Raw genomic sequence first — 17,078 nt, 5'->3', positions numbered from 1 at the left:
CGCTGACGGCCCAGCTCGGACGTGATCGAGCCAAATAGCTCAGGGTCACGATCAGAGAGGGACTGGGTGAAAAAACCGGTATCACGAAGGTTGGCGTTCATGGGCGCTCCACATGGCTGGGTATTAAACTTGCGGATTTCCTATCGGAAACGTCACATTTGCAAAAGGTGTAAAGCGACGATTTGGCCCGCTGAGGCGTCAAGTCTGGTCTATTCGGGAAAGGTATGTTTGTTTCGGAACCAAATGTGCAGCACCGGAAACCGGAAAAGATGAAAAAGAGAATCGCCTTTCTCGCCAGCGATGTCAAAGTGGCGCAATCCGCACGCGACAGTCTGGTGGCCAAGTATGGCAATGCCGCCCCGCGGGACGCGGACGTTGTTGTGGCCTTAGGGGGCGACGGGTTCATGTTGCAGACCCTTCATAACATGCAACACCTTGATTCACCGGTCTATGGGATGAACCGTGGAACCATCGGGTTTTTGATGAACGAATATCACGAGGATGACCTGATGGCCCGGCTGGCCGATGCCGAAGAAGAGGTGATCAACCCTTTGGCCATGCGCGCCATGGACCAGTCCGGCAAGCTACACGAGGCGCTGGCGATCAATGAGGTATCGCTGTTGCGTGCTGGTCCACAAGCCGCGCGGTTGAAGATCAGTGTTGATGGTCGAGAGCGCATGGACGAGCTTGTCTGTGATGGAGCACTGTTGTCCACTGCGGCAGGATCAACAGCCTATAATTACTCGGCGCACGGTCCAATTCTGCCAATTGGATCTGATGTACTGGCACTGACGCCAATTGCAGCCTTTCGTCCGCGACGGTGGCGTGGCGCGTTGTTGCCCAAGATTGCAAAGGTGCGCTTTGACGTGCTGGACGCGGATAAGCGACCTGTCATCGTCGCCGCAGATTCCATATCCTTCCCCGACATTGACTGGGTCGAGATTCGGTCCGAGCCGGCAATTTCTCATCGCATTTTGTTCGATCCGGGGCATGGGCTGGAAGAACGTCTAATATCTGAACAATTCACATGAATATTCAGTTTCGGGCAGTTTTTTGCCCGCTGTGTGAACCAGTTCACAGGCTGCCTATTAATGATTGGCTAACCTGAACTTGCCCGGAGAACACGCCAAGGTGGGAGTGAGTGGCCACCAAAGGCGTATTCGAATGATTGCGCAGTTTTCGCGCTGGCGAGGGTGGGTGGTGCTACGCTCGTCATTAGACATCCGGGCATATTTTAGTAAGCGGGCCTCGGGCACAATAACCCGGGGCCTATTTTCTTTTGGGGTTAGTTGCCTGTCCCCATACGCTCCCACAATGGAATGTACATTTGTCCGACCCGAGCTTCGATGGCGGCGGCGGCGTCCACGGCCAAATCCTCGCGCCAGCGTCTAGCGGCGATCTGTACATTGATCGGTTGCGGGCCTGACGGAAGTTCTGCCAGCCGGGCAGGGACGCAGGCGGCGGGCAGGCCGAGAAAGTTCATCGCATAGGCATAAACGGCGCAGCCCAGAACCTCGTGCACGCCTTCGGCGCCCTCGGTGTCCCGGTCGGGTTTGAAAAACGGCCGCGGCAGGAACGGGGAGAGCACAAGAGGATAATCCTGCAAAAACAGCGACCATTCCCGCGCATAGTGACTGCGTTTGGCCAGCATGCGGATCATTTCCGTCTCAACAATAGGCGGGAATTCCTGAAAATAGACGTCAAAGATATCTTGAATGGTTTGCGACCCGGCGGCCTCGATATCTGATTTCATCAGTGTCAGCACTTCGCCCATCAGCGTGCGATACCCGATGCGGCCGCATTCAAAGACATCTGGTGGTTCCATTTCTTCAACCAGATAACCGGCGTCGATCAAGGCATCCCGAGCGGTGTCGAGCGCCTTTTCGACTTCGGGATGAAGCGCATAGCCGAAGGTGTTCTTGGTAAAGGCAACCTTGATGGGGCCGTCCAAAACCTCGTTCCGCCAAGGCATCGGTACGTGAAACGGATCACGTGGATCACCAGCGATGAGGCTAGGCATCGACAGATGCAAATCCGCTGCAGATCGGGTGATCAAACCCTGAACGGACATGGATTGCGCCAGCAGGCCGCGCTCGGTCTTTTGGCTGGGATTCCAGGCGGGCACGCGCCCGAGGCCGGGTTTGACCGTCACCGCCCCGTTTGCCGCGGCCGGAAACCGCAGGCTGCCGCCGATGTCATTGCCGTGCGCCAGCGCGCCAATCCCAGCCATTACCGCCGCGCCTGCACCGCCAGAGGACCCACCAGGTGAGATATGCCGACCCCATGGATTATACGTGCGGCCATAAAGCGGGTTGTCAGTATCGGCCCGGAATGAGAACTCGGGCGTGTTTGTGCGTCCGATCACGATGGCACCAGCGTTTTGCAAATTGGACACGACGGGTGCGTCCTCGGGGGCGATGACATCTTTCAGGGCGACCACCCCGTTGGTGGTGGCATGGCCCTTTTGATCGACATTCACCTTGATCGTCACGGGTACACCGTGCAGAGGGCCGGGGGTTTCCCCTTTCGCGCGCGCCTGATCCAGCGCGCGCGCGCGGCGCAGAGCTTCATCACTCAGATTCTCGACAACCGCATTCAGATCCGGGTTTACCTGTTCCATGCGGTTGATCGCAGCTTGGGCGGCGTTTTCTGCGCTCAGATCACCCTTGTGTGTCAGGGCGGTCAGGTCTGTGGCGCTGAGACGCCAGATTTCGCTTTGTGTCATGGGCCCTCTCTGTCTGGTAGCGACAGTAGGGGGCCTATTTCAGGTTGCAAGGGAAAGCGGTGCACTGGGCGGTTGATGCCGCCCTTATGTTATTGTGCGTAACCGATGGTTTGTAGGGCAATTTTGATCTCATCCAGAATGACCGGATCGTCGATCGTCGCTGGCATCTTGTAGTCTTGACCATCCGCAATCGACACCATCGTGCCACGCAGGATTTTACCGGATCGCGTTTTCGGCAACCGGTCCACCACAACCGCCAGCTTGAAGGCGGCAACAGGGCCGATCTTGTCGCGGACCATCTTGACCACTTCTTGCGAAACCTCACCATGATCGCGTCCGGCCCCTGTGTTCAGACACAGGAAACCAACCGGCATCTGACCCTTGAGCTGATCCGACACACCGATCACGGCGCATTCAGCCACATCGGGATGCGCGGCCAGAACTTCTTCCATACCACCTGTCGACAAGCGGTGGCCAGCGACGTTGATGACATCATCGGTGCGCGCCATAATATAGAGGTACCCGTCCTCATCGATCATGCCCGCATCGCCGGTCTCATAATATCCGGGGAAGTGTTCCAGATAGGACTTCTTGAACCGTGCCTCGGCATTCCACAGATTCGGCAATGTGCCGGGTGGCAGCGGCAGCTTGACCGCAATTGCGCCCAGTTCGCCGGGTTTCATAGGATGGCCGGCTTCGTCCAGAATCTGCACATCATATCCGGGCATCGGTTTCGCGGGCGAGCCCAGCTTGATCGGCAGTTCCTCGATCCCCAGCGGGTTGCCAGCGATGGCCCAGCCGGTTTCGGTCTGCCACCAGTGGTCGATCACGGGAACCTTCAGCGCATTCTGTGCCCACACAATTGTGTCGGGATCCGCACGCTCACCTGCCAGATACAGGGCCCGCAATCCGGACAGGTCAAATTTTGCCAGCATCTCGCCCTTTGGATCCTCGCGTTTGACGGCGCGGATGGCGGTAGGGGCGGTGAAGAAACTGCGCACATTGTGTTCGGAAATCACACGCCAGAAGGTGCCGGCGTCTGGGGTGCCGACGGGCTTGCCCTCGAACACGATGGTTGTGTTGCCGTGAATAAGTGGCGCGTAGCAGATGTACGAGTGTCCAACGACCCAACCCACGTCAGACGCGGCCCAAAACACATCGCCCGGATCGACGTTATAGATGTTCTTCATCGACCAGTTCAGCGCCACCAGATGGCCCGCAGTTGGCCGGACGACACCCTTGGGTGCTCCCGTGGTGCCGGAGGTGTAGAGGATATAGGCCGGATCATTGCCGGCCACCGGCACACAGTCTGCCGGTTCGACGCCATACTGAAATCCGTGCCAGTTGAAGTCACGGCCTTCGATCAGTTGGGCGACCTCTTGTTCACGCTGGAAAATGACGCAGAATTCGGGCTTGTGTTCTGCCATCTCGATGGCGCCGTCCAGCAGGGGTTTATAATGAACCACGCGGCCCGGCTCCATCCCGCACGAGGCGGCGATGATCGCTTTGGGTTTGGCGTCGTCGATCCGGACGGCCAATTCGTTGCTGGCAAAGCCGCCAAACACCACCGAGTGGACGGCACCCAGACGGGTGCAGGCCAGCATCGCCTCAAGCGCTTCGGGGATCATGGGCATGTAGATGATGACACGATCACCTTTTTCGATGCCCTTGGCGCGGAGTGCTCCGGCCAGTGTCGCCACACGGTTGCGCAGCTCGACATAAGAAATCTCGCGTTTGGTGTGGGTGATCGGGCTGTCATAAATAATGGCGGTCTGTTCACCGCGCCCGTTTTCCACGTGACGATCTACGGCATTCCAGCAGGTGTTAACCTGAGCGTCACTGAACCATTCATAGAGTGGGGCATTGTCATCAAACAGCGCCTTGCTGGGGGCCTTGACCCAATCGATCCCTTTTGCGGCGTCCATCCAGAACGCCTCGGGGTTGGTTTTCCAGCTTTCGTAAACGTCCTGATATGTCATTTCGTCCTCCTCCCAAAGTCTTGCGCATGTTGTTAGGTATCCGGGATGCCATGAACAAGCGGCACGGATGACGGCGCGTCAGTTTATCGCGAATTATTTGCAGGAACGCCCATTTTCACCTGCAAATTTTTGCAAACTTCTTTCCTTACTGCGATTTGGATGCGTTTCCGTTGAGTTTTTGCAAACTTGCTAACTTGTATGTGCAAAAAATCCAGGTCAACACAGAATCAACTCAACCCGCAGTCTTTGCGTAACGCGGCAGACTGTCCTGAATACTCAACCAGCGCAGATGGTCCGAGTGAAAAACATGGAACCGGGGTGGCAATGTATCGGGATCGTCCAGAGTGGCGGTGTAGAGGTGAATATTTCTGGTATCGCGCGCAGTGCGATAGGCCATTTGGGTACCACAAGTGCCACAAAACAACCGTTCCACATCGTCAGAAGAACGATAGATCTGTGGCGCGTCGCCCAGCCACTTGACCGAACCGTGTGGCAAACCGAAAAACGCGGTGACTGGTGCCGCGCAATTGCGGCGGCAATCGGCGCAATGACAATAGCAGCTCCACGCCACGTCGCCATCGCTTTCCCAACGCACCGCTTTGCAGTGACAGTGCCCCTTCATGCAGACCTCCCTGAATGGCGGCCAGCCAGAAGGGCCGCCCGACTTAACCGTAATGTGCGACGGGAGTTCCGGCAATGGCGGCCATGTTCAACAGGCCGCGTGCAGTGATCGAAGGCGTCACGATATGTGCCTTGTTGCCCATTCCCATCAGAATTGGGCCAACCTCGATTCCGTCCGCCTTCATCTTGAGAATGTTGCGCACACCACTGGCTGCATCCGCATGGGCGAAGATCAGTACATTTGCCGACCCTTCAAGGCGCGAGGCCGGAAAGATGCGGGCCCGAAGGTCCGGGTCCAGGGCGGTATCCAGGTTCATCTCACCCTCATAGATGAAGTCGCGCGGCTTCTGGTCCAGAATTTCCAGTGCCGCCCGCAGACGTTTTCCGGACCCCTCGGCCTGGTTGCCAAACTGGGACTGGGAACAGAATGCGATTTTGGGTTCAAGGCCGAACCGGCGCGCATGGCGGGCTGCGCCGATTGTGATTTCGGCCAGCTCCTCGGGCGTTGGCAATTGGCGCACATGTGTGTCGGCAATGAACAGAGGGCCGTCTTCCAGAATCATCAATGACAGCGCCCCATGAGGACGCAGGTCGCCGTCGTCCAGAACCTGCTCGACATAATTCAGGTGCCAGCGGAATTCGCCAAAAGTGCCGCAGATCATGCTGTCGGCCTCACCCCGGTGAACCATGATTGCGCCGATGGCAGTTGTGTTGGTACGCATGATTGCTTTGGCCAGATCTGGCGTAACCCCACGACGCTGCATGACCTGATGATAGGAATTCCAGTAATCATAATACCGAGGGTCGTTTTCCGGGTTCACGATCTGGCAGTCTTTGCCGGGCCGGATTGTCAGGCCGAGCTTTTCGCAGCGCGATTCAATCACGTCTGGCCGCCCGATCAGGATTGGCGTTTCGGTGGTCTCTTCCAGAATGGCCTGAGCGGCGCGGAGTACACGCTCGTCTTCGCCCTCGGCAAACACGATACGGCGCGAGGCGACTGCGGCAGCCTCGAACACGGGACGCATCAGCAGGGCAGACTTGAACACCGTCTGGTTCAGTTTTTCCTTATAGGCTTCCATATCCGTGATTGGCCGTTTCGCCACTCCGCTTTCCATCGCGGCCTTTGCAACGGAGGATGACACCACGCCGACGAGACGTGGATCAAAGGGCTTGGGGATCAGGTAATCCGGCCCGAATGTCAGCTGCTCGCCCTTGTAGGCGGCTGCGGCCTCGGCACTGGTTGTTGCCCGCGCCATTTCGGCAATACCGTCCACGCAGGCGATTTGCATCTCATCATTGATTTCTGTCGCGCCCACGTCCAGTGCGCCCCGAAAGATGAAGGGGAAACACAGTACGTTATTGACCTGATTGGGAAAATCGCTGCGGCCGGTGGCGATGATCGCGTCTGGTGCTACTTCGCGCGCGGCCTGAGGCAGGATTTCGGGCGAGGGATTCGCCAGCGCAAAGATGATCGGACGGGTGGCCATTTTGGCGACCATCTCGGGCTTCAGCACGTTGGGTCCGCTGAGACCCAGGAACAGATCAGCATCCCCGATCACGTCGTCCAGTGTCCGCAAATCCGTTTTCTGCGCGAACTGATCTTTGTGCGGGTTCATGTCCTCGGACCGCCCTTCGTAGACCAACCCATTTATATCGCACAGCCAGATGTTTTCGCGTTTGACGCCCAGCTTGACCAGCATGTTCAGGCAGGCAATCCCGGCGGCGCCGCCTCCGGTCGAAACGATCTTGATCTCTTCAAAGGACTTTCCAGCCACATGCAGCGCGTTCTTGGCCGCCGCGCCAACAACGATGGCCGTACCGTGTTGGTCATCGTGAAAGACGGGAATGTTCATGCGCTCACGGCACAGCTTTTCAACGGTGAAGCAATCCGGGGCCTTGATGTCTTCAAGGTTGATGGCACCGAAAGTCGGCTCCAGTGCGCAAACGATATCGGCCAGCTTTTCCGGGTTGGGCTGATCGACCTCGATGTCGAAGCAGTCGATGCCTGCGAATTTCTTGAACAGGACCGCCTTGCCTTCCATCACCGGTTTCGACGCCAGCGCGCCGATGTTTCCCAAGCCCAGTACCGCCGTCCCGTTGGACACCACCGCAACCAGGTTGCCGCGCGAGGTATAGCGTTCGGCATTGTCCGGATTGGCCTTGATCTCAAGGCTTGCCTCGGCCACGCCGGGCGAATAGGCCCGTGCCAGATCGCGACCATTGGCCATCGGTTTGGTGGCCTTGATCTCAAGCTTTCCGGGCTTTGGGTGGGCGTGATAATCAAGCGCGGCCTGACGCAGGCTGGGGGTGTCGGACATCGGCGATTCAGCTCCCTTCGCAATTTGATTTAGTGCTAAACTATTTTTCTTAAGTTGGCTACGCTGCATCACTTCGCAACACCTTTTCGGTTTTGCTTGGTGCTTAGTTGATTTTTGCCGCAAATCTTCTAAGTAGTCATGACTTGAAAAACACCTTGTGTCCAACGAGCAGTACGAAACAGGCATGACTTACAAAAAAGTTCCGACAGAGGAGATTCTCCCTGACTCTCGGCATGGCTTCGGCTCTTACCAGAATGCAGTTCGCGCTGTGTTGCTGTTGGCCGTCCTGATACTGTGCGCCGTGATACTCTGGCCGCTGCAGGCTGCAGCCTTCAATCAAGAAGGTGGACCGATCGAAACGATCTCAGCCGCCGGTCTTTTTGCTGCGGGTTTGGTTGCCTTGGTTCGGTATCCCGGTGTGAGCCGATTGTATATTGGTTTGGTGTGCTTGCTTTTGGCCGAGAGAGAGTTGGAAGCAAGTATATATGTCGAAGGCAGCGCGCCCTTTGTAGTGCTCGATAGCCTGGATATTCTTTTGGATATGACCGTTGTGCGGATTGTACTGGCGGTGCTTGTGCTTGGTGGCGTCTTTTGGCACGGGGTGCCCAACGGGTGGCGCGCGCTCAAACTCCGCGCACCGTTTCTTGCGGTTTTCGTGTTGGCTGGAACTTCTGCGGTCATTGCCCAGCTTCTGGAAGAGGTCAGCGGTATGTACGATGCGGAATTGTCGGCGACGATGGTGACACGACTGTTCGTGTTGGAGGAAACGCTGGAGCTGTTCTTTTCGATTGGCATTTTGGCCGCCGTTCTGATCGGATGGCCAAAATCGCAGATCAAAGAGACCGTTCATGACCCAGACATCGCGCCCATCGCAGACACGCGCTGAGTTTCGCCTGCCAACGCAGGAACTCCGCAACGACATCCCGTTTTACACCAAGGTGCTTGGGATGCAGATGGACATGATCTATCCTGCCGATGATCCCCGCACCGCGGTTTTTTCCGGCCATGGATTGCGGTTGCGCATCGAAAAGGATGCGCCCGAAGGGCCGGGCACGCTGCGTATTCTGACCGATGACCCCGAGGGTTTTGCAGACGGGCAACGTGTTCTTGTGGCCCCGAATGGAACCCGCATCGAGATCGAAGAAAGGGACCCACCGCTAGTGATGCCGGAAACGGCGCATTCTTTTGTGGTGCGCCGACTCAAGGATCAAGCCCCGTGGGTTATCGGGCGGGCCGGGATGCACTACCGTGATCTGGTACCTGACCGTTTGGGTGGTTCGATCATTGCCAGTCATATCCGCATTCCCGACGGTGGTCCGGTGCCGGACATGGTGCATTTCCACAAAGTGGGCTTTCAGCTGATCTTTTGCATCCATGGCTGGGTGGATGTGGTTTACGAAGATCAGGGCGACAAGATGCGCCTGACTGCCGGAGATTGCTTTATTCAACCGCCAGAGATCCGCCACCGCGTGCTGGAAGCGTCGGACAATGTGCAAGTGATCGAGATCGGTGTACCTGCCGAACACGTCACAGAGATTGACCACCAGATGCGTCTGCCCACCCCGCATATGCGACCCGAGCGGGAATGGCAGGGGCAGCGCTTTGTCTATAATCAGGCGAAGAACGCCGATTGGGTTCCTTTTCGGCTGCCGGGGTTTGTCTGCCGCGACACAACGATTGCGGAGAATACCAAGGGGGTCGCGGGGGTGCAGGTTGTGCGCCGGGGGCAGGGCGATCCGGTCTGGGCCAGCCATGACACCGATATCCACTTTACCTTCGTGATGAATGGCGCAGTTACATTGCAAGGTGAAGGCCGTGATCCTTACCGGCTGGAACAGGGTGACGCTTTCGTCATCCCGCCCGGAATGCGCACACGCCTTGATGATCCGTCCGATGACGTCGAACTGTTGGAAGTCACTTTGCCGGGCGTTTTCAACACAACGTTGGACTGACCAAAAAACGCGGCGTTGGGGCTTCAACTCCCCCGGCGCTTTCATCTAAAGTAGATTTTCTGACCAGATGATCAAAAATTGGGGAATCGCCATGTCGCTCAAAGACGCAGCCTTATTCGTCCGGGAAAAAGCCTATGCGCCCTATTCGAATTTCAAAGTTGGCGCGGCAATCCGATCAGCCTCTGGTGAGGTCTTTTCTGGCTGCAACGTCGAAAATGTGGCCTATCCCGAAGGCACCTGCGCCGAGGCTGGCGCGATAGCCGCCATGGTGGCGGCGGGTGAACAGGAATTGGACGAAGTTTACGTTGTCGCCTCAAGCCCGCAACCGGTTCCACCTTGTGGTGGGTGCCGTCAAAAGCTGGCCGAGTTCGGTAAGCGCGACGTCAAAGTGACACTGGCGACCGTGGACGGGGCCGAGTTTGAAACAACCATCGGGCAGCTTTTGCCCGGTGCCTTCGATGCCTCACACATGGAGGATGTCTGACCTCATGGACGCCCGCTCGATCATTGCAAAGCTGCGCCGACAAGAGGTGCCTGATCGTGAAGAGCTGATCTGGTTCGCGCAGGGTCTGGCCGATGGCGGCATCAGCGACGCACAGGCCGGGGCCTTTGCCATGGCCGTTTGCATGGGCGGTCTTGGCGCGCAGGGGCGGGCTGATCTGACGGTTGCCATGCGTGACAGTGGCGAGGTTCTCAGCTGGGATCTGGATGGTCCGGTGATCGACAAGCATTCGACTGGCGGCGTCGGGGATTGCGTCAGTCTGCTGTTGGCTCCGGCTTTGGCGGAATGTGGGGCATACGTCCCGATGATCTCGGGTCGCGGTCTCGGTCACACAGGCGGGACCTTGGATAAGCTCGAGGCGATCCCCGGCGTCAGCACACAGATCAGCCAGGAGCGTCTGGCACAGATATTGTGCGACACCGGCGCAGCCATCGTTGGCGCAACGGGGCAGATCGCACCAGCGGACAAGCGGCTTTATGCGGTGCGCGATGTCACGGCAACGGTCGAGAGCCTTGACCTGATCACCGCGTCGATCCTGTCTAAAAAGCTTGCCGCAAGCCCGGACGCTTTGGTGTTGGATGTCAAGGTCGGCAGCGGTGCCTTCATGAAAACCATCGAGGATGCCCGCAAGCTAGCGGCAGCGCTGACCGAGACCGCGAATACGGCTGGGTGTCGGACTTCTGCGGTGATCACCGACATGAACCAGCCTTTAGCTCCTGCGCTGGGCAATGCGCTGGAAGTGGTTGAGGTCATGAAGGTCCTGACCGGTACGCGTGGCTCGCCTCTGGCGGATATCGCGACTGAGTTGGGCGGTGTTCTGCTAGCTGATGCTGGTATAATTGGCACGGTCGAGGAAGGTCGGGTTAAAATCGCTGACGTGATCCAGGATGGTCACGCCGCGGACCGGTTCGGTCGCATGATGGCCGCTGTCGGCGGCCCGGTGCAATTCATCGATTCATGGGCGCGGTTCTTGCCCGAGGCCAATGTGATTCAGGAAGTCCCCGCACCAAAAGATGGCTATATCACCGCCATTGATGGAGAGGCGCTGGGCCTTGCCGTTGTTGCGCTGGGCGGTGGCCGTCAGGTCGAAAGTGATGTGATTGATCCTGCCGTTGGGCTGTCAGATATCGTGCGGCTGGGGGATCGGGTTTCCAAGGGCACTCCCTTGGCCAGGGTCCACGCCGCACGCGAGGACGCGGCGCATTGCGCTGCAGACACCGTGTTGGCCGCAGTTGTGATTTCGGACACGCCTGTACAGGTTCCGGATCTGATCCACGAAAGGATCACCGTATGAGACGTGCCTTTCTTGTGGTTATGGATTCCGTAGGGATCGGGGGCGCACCGGACGCGGACCAGTTCTTCAACGGTGAGATTCCCGACACCGGGGCCAATACGCTGGCCCACATCGCGCAAGCTTGCGCCGAGGGGCGCGCTGAAGACGGCCGGTCTGGCCCCCTGCACCTGCCAAATCTGGACACGCTGGGCCTTGGGGCGTCTGTGCGTCTGGCGTCCGGTGACACCACACCCGGATTAGATGCTGAACCCACTGGTTTGTGGGGGTGCGCACGGGAACACTCGGCCGGCAAGGACACGCCTTCTGGTCATTGGGAGCTGGCCGGATTGCCGGTGCCGTGGGATTGGCATTACTTTCCCGATACAGTCCCCGCATTTCCCACCGATTTAAGCCGAGCGACTGCTGATGCTGTTGGCACGGATGGTATTTTGGGCGATTGCCATGCGTCCGGCACCGCGATCATCGCCGATCTGGGCGCGGAACATATGCGCACCGGCTGGCCGATCTGCTACACCTCTGCCGACAGCGTGTTCCAGATCGCTGCACACGAAGACAGCTTTGGCCTCGACCGGCTGCTGGACATGTGTCGGGTATTGGCGCCCCGCCTGCATGAGATGAAGGTGGGCCGTGTCATTGCACGTCCATTTGTTGGCACACTTGAAGAAGGTTTCAGGCGCACCACCAATCGCAAGGATTTTGCAATTTTGCCGCCCGCTCCGGTTTTGACTAATTGGGTGCAGGACGCAGGTCGCCGGGTTCACGCGGTTGGAAAGATTGGTGACATCTTTTCGATGCAGGGTATCGATACACTGCGAAAAGGCTCGGACGCTGACTTGATGCGGCACCTCTCGGATCTGGTGGATGACGCCGAGGACGGAAGCCTGACCTTTGCCAATTTTGTTGAATTTGACAGCCTTTATGGCCACCGCCGCGATATCAGCGGCTATGCCAAAGCGCTGGAATGGTTTGATGAACAGATCGGACTAATCCTGCAAAAGATGCGCCCGGGTGATCTGATGCTGCTAACGGCGGACCATGGCAATGATCCAAGCTGGACGGGCACAGATCACACGCGGGAACAGGTGCCTGTCCTGGTCGCGGGGTGTGGCACCGGGCAGATCGGGCAGATCGATTTTGCCGACGTTGCCGCCAGCATCGCCCATCATCTGAAAATTCCGGCGCAAGAGCCGGGAAGGACCTTTCTATGACCGTCGCCGACCTGCCCAAGATCGAACTGCACTTGCACCACGAAGGCGCCGCGCCGCCCGCGTTCATCCGCCAGCTGGCCCATGAGAAGCGGATCGACCTGAGCGGAATTTTCAATCCTGATGGCTCGTATGATTTCCGCGATTTCGCGCATTTTCTGAGCGTCTATGAGGCTGCGTGCGAAGTCCTCAAATCGCCCGAGGATTTTCGCCGCTTGACCCTCGCCATTCTTGAAGACAGCGCTGCAAACGGTGTGGTGTATTCCGAAACCTTCCTCAGTCCTGATTTCTGTGGTGGCGGTGATCTGCATGCATGGCAGGACTATCTGAACGCCATTCGCGATGCGGCGGATGAGGCAGAGCGCAAATTCGACATCACCCTTCGTGGCGTCGTCACCTGCGTTCGTCATTTCGGCCCCGAGCAGGCGAGGCACAGTGCCAATTGTGCGGCTGAAACCGCAGGCGACTGGATTACCGGTTTTGGCATGGGAGGCAACGAATCTATCGGCACGCAGGGTGATTTCAAGTGGGCCTTCGACTGTGCGCGTGAGGCTGGGCTGCGCCTGACCACCCATGCCGGTGAATTCGGCGGACCGCAGAGCGTGCGCGATGCGATCCGTGATCTGGGTGTCGAACGGATCGGTCACGGTGTCCGCGCCATCGAAGATCCTGATCTGGTACGCGAATTGGCGGACCGGGGCGTGACACTTGAAGTGTGCCCGGGCTCGAACGTGGTTCTGGGTCTCTTCCCTGATTTTGCGGCCCATCCGATTGCGCGCCTGCGCGATGCGGGGGTGAAGGTTACGGTCTCAACTGACGACCCGCCGTTTTTCCATACGACGATGCGCCGCGAGTATGAGATGTTGAACGCAGCCTTTGGCTGGGATGCCGCGGACTTTGCTACACTGAATGAGACTGCCTTGAACGCGGCCTTTTGTGATGAAGAGACCCGCGCGCGGGTCAAGAAAAGACTGGAGATAACATGAGCGAACATCTGACTGTCGTCGATCATCCGCTGGTACAGCACAAACTGACGCTCATGCGGGACAAGGGCACGTCAACCGCCGTGTTCCGTCAGTTGCTACGCGAGATCACGCTGCTGCTGGCTTATGAGGTCACACGTGAACTCAAGCTCACCACCCGCCACATCGAAACGCCGATGGAGGAAATGGACGCGCCCATTCTGGCCGGCAAGAAACTGGCTCTGGTCTCGATCCTGCGAGCCGGGAACGGGATGCTGGACGGCGTGCTTGAGCTGATCCCTTCCGCACGTGTGGGATTTGTCGGTCTTTACCGGGATGAAGAGACTTTGAAGCCGGTCCAGTACTACTTCAAGGCACCCGAGGGACTAAAAGACCGTTTGGTCATCGCCGTTGATCCGATGCTGGCCACTGGCAACAGCTCGGCCGCCGCTATCGATCTGCTGAAAGAGGCTGGGGCGACGGATATCCGTTTCCTGTGCCTGCTGGCTGCCCCCGAAGGAGTTGCACGCATGAAAGAGGCGCATCCGGACGTGCATATCGTGACGGCTGCACTGGATCGCGAGTTGAATTCCAAGGGTTATATCATGCCAGGGCTGGGCGATGCCGGAGACCGGATGTTCGGAACCAAGTAATCCGGCCTACTCGCCGCAGATGTTTTGCAGTCGGACCCAATCGCGGTCCGGCAGCACTTGTTCAAGGGTACGCCCTGCCATCGGGTCGGCCTCGATCAGGCCAAGCACTGTTTCCCCGGTGATATCACGCGCATAGGCATAAGGGGTCGAGGGCAGAGCGGCCTGTGCGAACACGGCCAGCAATTCGCTGTCTGACACCGACGGGCGGGGATCGGACAAGACCTGCTCGGTATAAGAATCCACGATGTCCGACGTCAGGCCACCGGTTGTCAGTAGTCGGAAGGCGGTGGCCGGACCGGTGCGGTCCAGCAAATCCACTAACGGATCTTCTTGTTCAGCCCGGGCACGCTCTGCAATGACAAAGCCAGCGGCGACAGCTGGGTCTTCATGATCTTCGACCAAGGAGCGGTTGAGCAGCACCGTACCGCCCGGCAAACTGAGGCTGGCCTGCACTCCGGCGGGCAGGATAATGATCTGGCGCACACCGGTTCGTTTGGCCAGACGATCCAATGACGCCTGCGCGTCCCGGGAAGAACACGCCTGCCCTGAAACCCGCTCGATCCGGCGCAGTACGGTGTCTCCGATCTCTTGACGTTTGACCGCGGGGACCACGGATACAACATGGCTTTGCAAGGCGCCGGGCAACCACAAAAGCAAGACAGCGAGGACGGCGACAACAACGCCGCCGACGCTTAGCCAACGCAAGCGTCCGGGATGCGGGCGCGACCGGTCGATGGCACGCTGCAAGCGGTCAATGGCCTCGATCATCGTTGTCTCAGATTCCGCAAGCTCCAGCGTTTCATCCGGGTCACCATCGGGATTGAAAATCGCCGGATAGGCCCCCGGGTTCTGCCGCTCGAGCGCCGCCAGCGACCAATGGGTCAGTGCCCGGTCGTTGAAATCGGAAATCGTCAGCGTGGCCTCACCAATCGACACTACGACCTCGCGCCGTTGCTCGTCGGGCGACGGGCGCCACAGACCGGTCGCTTCGATCCGCTGGTACTGTTTCAATGCCGTCATCGGGGTGAAATGTGCTCGTTCTCGTTTTGCGTCAGCTTAGCATGGCAAATTCACCCGGCGCAAACCTGTTGCATCGTCTTTGACATTCGTGCCGGATGCCCCGATACGCGAATCTGCGCAGCAGCCAGTCACAAGAATCAGATCAGGGTGGATTATGCCGGCAAACAACCAGTCCTCACCTATGTTGGCTTCGGGCCTGATGATCTGCGCGATGGCCATCATCGGAGTGATCGATAATGTCGTGATCCTTCTGGCCGAGACCATTGGCCTGTGGCAATTCCACCTGAGCCGCGCGCTCCTGATGCTGCCCATGGTCATTGGGCTGTCGTTGCTGGGGTTGGGCGGATTGCGCCCGAAACGCCCGGGACCTGTTGTGTTGCGTAGCGTGCTGATCACGTTGGCTATGTTGTTCTATTTTGCTTCGCTGGCCCTGATGCCAATTGCGCAGGCCTTGGCGGGGCTGTTCACATCACCAATTTTTGTTTTGCTGATCTCCGCGCTCATACTCCGTCAGAGAATAGGGCCCTGGCGCATATTTGCCGTTCTGGTCGGGTTCACGGGTATTCTGTGCGTGCTGCAACCTAATCCGGCGGATTTCGATTTCGGAACATTGCTGCCGGTAGCAGGTGGGCTGTTCTATGCGTTCAGTGCGATCATCACCCGCAGTCATTGCGCCGAGGAAAGTACCGTTGCCCTGTTGGCGGCCATGGTGTTGACGTTGGGGTTGGCCGGGGCCGTGGGGCTGATAGTGTTTTCCGTTCTCCCCTCTGCTGCGCTTGAGGGTCCGGAAGGGTTTGTGACCCGTGGTGTGGTCTGGCAGATGCAACCGGCGCTGCTCTGGATCGCTATTCAGGCTGTTGGTTCAACCTTTGCCGTTTTTATGATGATCAAAGCGTATCAAGTGGGTGAGCCGTCCTATGTCGCGGTCTTCGAATATTCGGTGATGATTTTCGGTCCAGTGTTCGCCTGGATTGCACTGGGGCAGGAATTGGGCGGAATTCAGATTGCCGGAATTGGGCTGATCGCCGTTGCCGGAGCTTTGCTGGGCTGGCGTGCCGGTCATGTACCCGAGGGACAGGAGGTCACGTGATCATCTCGGCAGGGCGCGGCTATGTCTTCGTTCACATCCCCAAAACGGGCGGCACATCGCTGTCGCTGGCTTTGGAACAGCGGGCGATGAAGGACGACATCCTGCTGGGGGATACGCCCAAAGCGCTCAAACGCCGCCAACGCACGAAATCGCTTCAGGCCAAAGGGCGATTGTGGAAACACTCGACGCTCGCGGATATCGACGGGGTACTGCCTGAAGGCCAGTTACAGTCATTGTTCGCCTTCACGCTGGTCCGTAACCCGTGGGATCGGATCGTCAGCTATTATCATTGGCTGCGCGTACAGGGCTTTGAACATCAGGCTGTGACTCTGTCAAAAGAACTGGATTTTGGCGGCTTCGTTTTGCATCCCATGATTCAGAAATCGTTTCGGCAACACCCGGCCCGATCCTACATGATCACAGCAGGCGGGACAGAACACTGTCGGGCATACATCCGGCTTGAGCATTTTGACGAAGACGCCACGCCGCTTTTCAAGCATCTTGGGTTCGACGTGCCTTTACCGCATCTCAACCGGTCTGATCGGGACGGGGATTACCGCCGGTACTATACCTCGGCGACAACGGACGCTGTGGCAAATGTCTGTGCGGAAGATATCCAGAGATTCGGATATCAGTTTAATCCGACCAGCGAAGTATAGTTTCCAATATTGATCTTAATACAGTTACGATGACCGCTTTGTTCGTGTTGTTGGCGTCAAAAGGGCTGTTAAAGGCTCAATCTGGGCGTAAATATGGC

The 17,078-nt window shown here is 58.0% G+C and carries 15 protein-coding genes; 10 read left to right on the top strand and 5 right to left on the bottom strand.

The genetic code is table 11. From position 1 onward, the window contains the following. Nucleotides 1-269 precede the first annotated feature (269 nt). Nucleotides 270-1,031, top strand: a complete 762-nt coding sequence (locus HW561_RS08550; protein ID WP_235962834.1) for an NAD kinase — start codon at nucleotides 270-272, stop codon at nucleotides 1,029-1,031. 254 nt (nucleotides 1,032-1,285) lie between these two features. On the opposite strand, the gene HW561_RS08545 is transcribed toward HW561_RS08550, so the two are convergent. From HW561_RS08545 to HW561_RS08530, 4 genes are all read right to left on the bottom strand, one after another. Further along, nucleotides 1,286-2,725 (bottom strand): amidase family protein, encoded by a 1,440-nt coding sequence (locus HW561_RS08545; protein ID WP_176863621.1) that lies wholly within the window; start codon nucleotides 2,723-2,725, stop codon nucleotides 1,286-1,288. A gap of 89 nt (nucleotides 2,726-2,814) precedes the next feature. Next, nucleotides 2,815-4,704, bottom strand: a complete 1,890-nt coding sequence (gene prpE / locus HW561_RS08540; RefSeq protein ID WP_176863619.1) for a propionate-CoA ligase PrpE — start codon at nucleotides 4,702-4,704, stop codon at nucleotides 2,815-2,817. A gap of 232 nt (nucleotides 4,705-4,936) precedes the next feature. Further along, nucleotides 4,937-5,326: a GFA family protein gene (locus HW561_RS08535; protein WP_176863617.1), complete on the bottom strand. Its 390-nt coding sequence runs from the start codon at nucleotides 5,324-5,326 to the stop codon at nucleotides 4,937-4,939. A 43-nt stretch (nucleotides 5,327-5,369) separates the two neighbouring features. Beyond that, entirely contained in the window at nucleotides 5,370-7,643 is a 2,274-nt protein-coding gene (locus tag HW561_RS08530) for an NADP-dependent malic enzyme (RefSeq protein ID WP_176863616.1), read from the bottom strand. A 184-nt stretch (nucleotides 7,644-7,827) separates the two neighbouring features. Here HW561_RS08530 and HW561_RS08525 point away from each other — a divergent pair, with 184 nt between their 5' ends. The 7 genes from HW561_RS08525 to upp all read left to right on the top strand — a co-directional run bounded on the left by HW561_RS08525 (nucleotide 7,828) and on the right by upp (nucleotide 14,211). After that, the gene (locus HW561_RS08525; protein WP_176863614.1) at nucleotides 7,828-8,529 is read left to right on the top strand and encodes a hypothetical protein; all 702 of its coding nucleotides are present in this window, start codon (nucleotides 7,828-7,830) and stop codon (nucleotides 8,527-8,529) included. Then, entirely contained in the window at nucleotides 8,492-9,595 is a 1,104-nt protein-coding gene (locus HW561_RS08520) for a cupin domain-containing protein (RefSeq protein ID WP_176863611.1), read from the top strand. Before HW561_RS08525 ends, HW561_RS08520 begins: the two co-directional genes overlap by 38 nt. 91 nt (nucleotides 9,596-9,686) lie before the next feature. Continuing rightward, on the top strand, nucleotides 9,687-10,079 hold the full coding sequence (locus tag HW561_RS08515; protein ID WP_176863609.1) for a cytidine deaminase: 393 nt from the start codon (nucleotides 9,687-9,689) through the stop codon (nucleotides 10,077-10,079). Nucleotides 10,080-10,083: 4 nt separating this feature from the next. Next, the gene (locus tag HW561_RS08510) at nucleotides 10,084-11,391 is read left to right on the top strand and encodes a thymidine phosphorylase (protein ID WP_176863702.1); all 1,308 of its coding nucleotides are present in this window, start codon (nucleotides 10,084-10,086) and stop codon (nucleotides 11,389-11,391) included. Beyond that, nucleotides 11,388-12,599: a phosphopentomutase gene (locus tag HW561_RS08505; protein WP_176863607.1), complete on the top strand. Its 1,212-nt coding sequence runs from the start codon at nucleotides 11,388-11,390 to the stop codon at nucleotides 12,597-12,599. The genes HW561_RS08510 and HW561_RS08505 overlap by 4 nt, the downstream gene beginning before the upstream one ends. Further along, nucleotides 12,596-13,582, top strand: a complete 987-nt coding sequence (locus HW561_RS08500) for an adenosine deaminase (protein WP_176863605.1) — start codon at nucleotides 12,596-12,598, stop codon at nucleotides 13,580-13,582. The genes HW561_RS08505 and HW561_RS08500 overlap by 4 nt, the downstream gene beginning before the upstream one ends. Further along, nucleotides 13,579-14,211 carry a uracil phosphoribosyltransferase gene (gene upp, locus HW561_RS08495; RefSeq protein WP_176863603.1) on the top strand — a complete coding sequence of 211 codons (633 nt, stop codon included), beginning with the start codon at nucleotides 13,579-13,581 and terminating at the stop codon, nucleotides 14,209-14,211. Before HW561_RS08500 ends, upp begins: the two co-directional genes overlap by 4 nt. A gap of 6 nt (nucleotides 14,212-14,217) precedes the next feature. Here the strand turns inward: upp and HW561_RS08490 are convergent, their stop codons facing one another. Beyond that, on the bottom strand, nucleotides 14,218-15,231 hold the full coding sequence (locus HW561_RS08490; protein WP_176863601.1) for a hypothetical protein: 1,014 nt from the start codon (nucleotides 15,229-15,231) through the stop codon (nucleotides 14,218-14,220). A 154-nt stretch (nucleotides 15,232-15,385) separates the two neighbouring features. Here HW561_RS08490 and HW561_RS08485 point away from each other — a divergent pair, with 154 nt between their 5' ends. Continuing rightward, nucleotides 15,386-16,321 (top strand): DMT family transporter, encoded by a 936-nt coding sequence (locus HW561_RS08485; RefSeq protein ID WP_176863599.1) that lies wholly within the window; start codon nucleotides 15,386-15,388, stop codon nucleotides 16,319-16,321. Beyond that, nucleotides 16,318-16,980, top strand: a complete 663-nt coding sequence (locus HW561_RS08480) for a sulfotransferase family 2 domain-containing protein (protein WP_176863597.1) — start codon at nucleotides 16,318-16,320, stop codon at nucleotides 16,978-16,980. Before HW561_RS08485 ends, HW561_RS08480 begins: the two co-directional genes overlap by 4 nt. Nucleotides 16,981-17,078 lie beyond the last annotated feature (98 nt).

The organism is Ruegeria haliotis (assembly GCF_013377785.1).
Taxonomy (GTDB): domain Bacteria; phylum Pseudomonadota; class Alphaproteobacteria; order Rhodobacterales; family Rhodobacteraceae; genus Ruegeria; species Ruegeria haliotis.
Note: the sequence above shows the minus strand (reverse complement) of the source record. Positions and strands in the feature narration are given on the sequence as shown.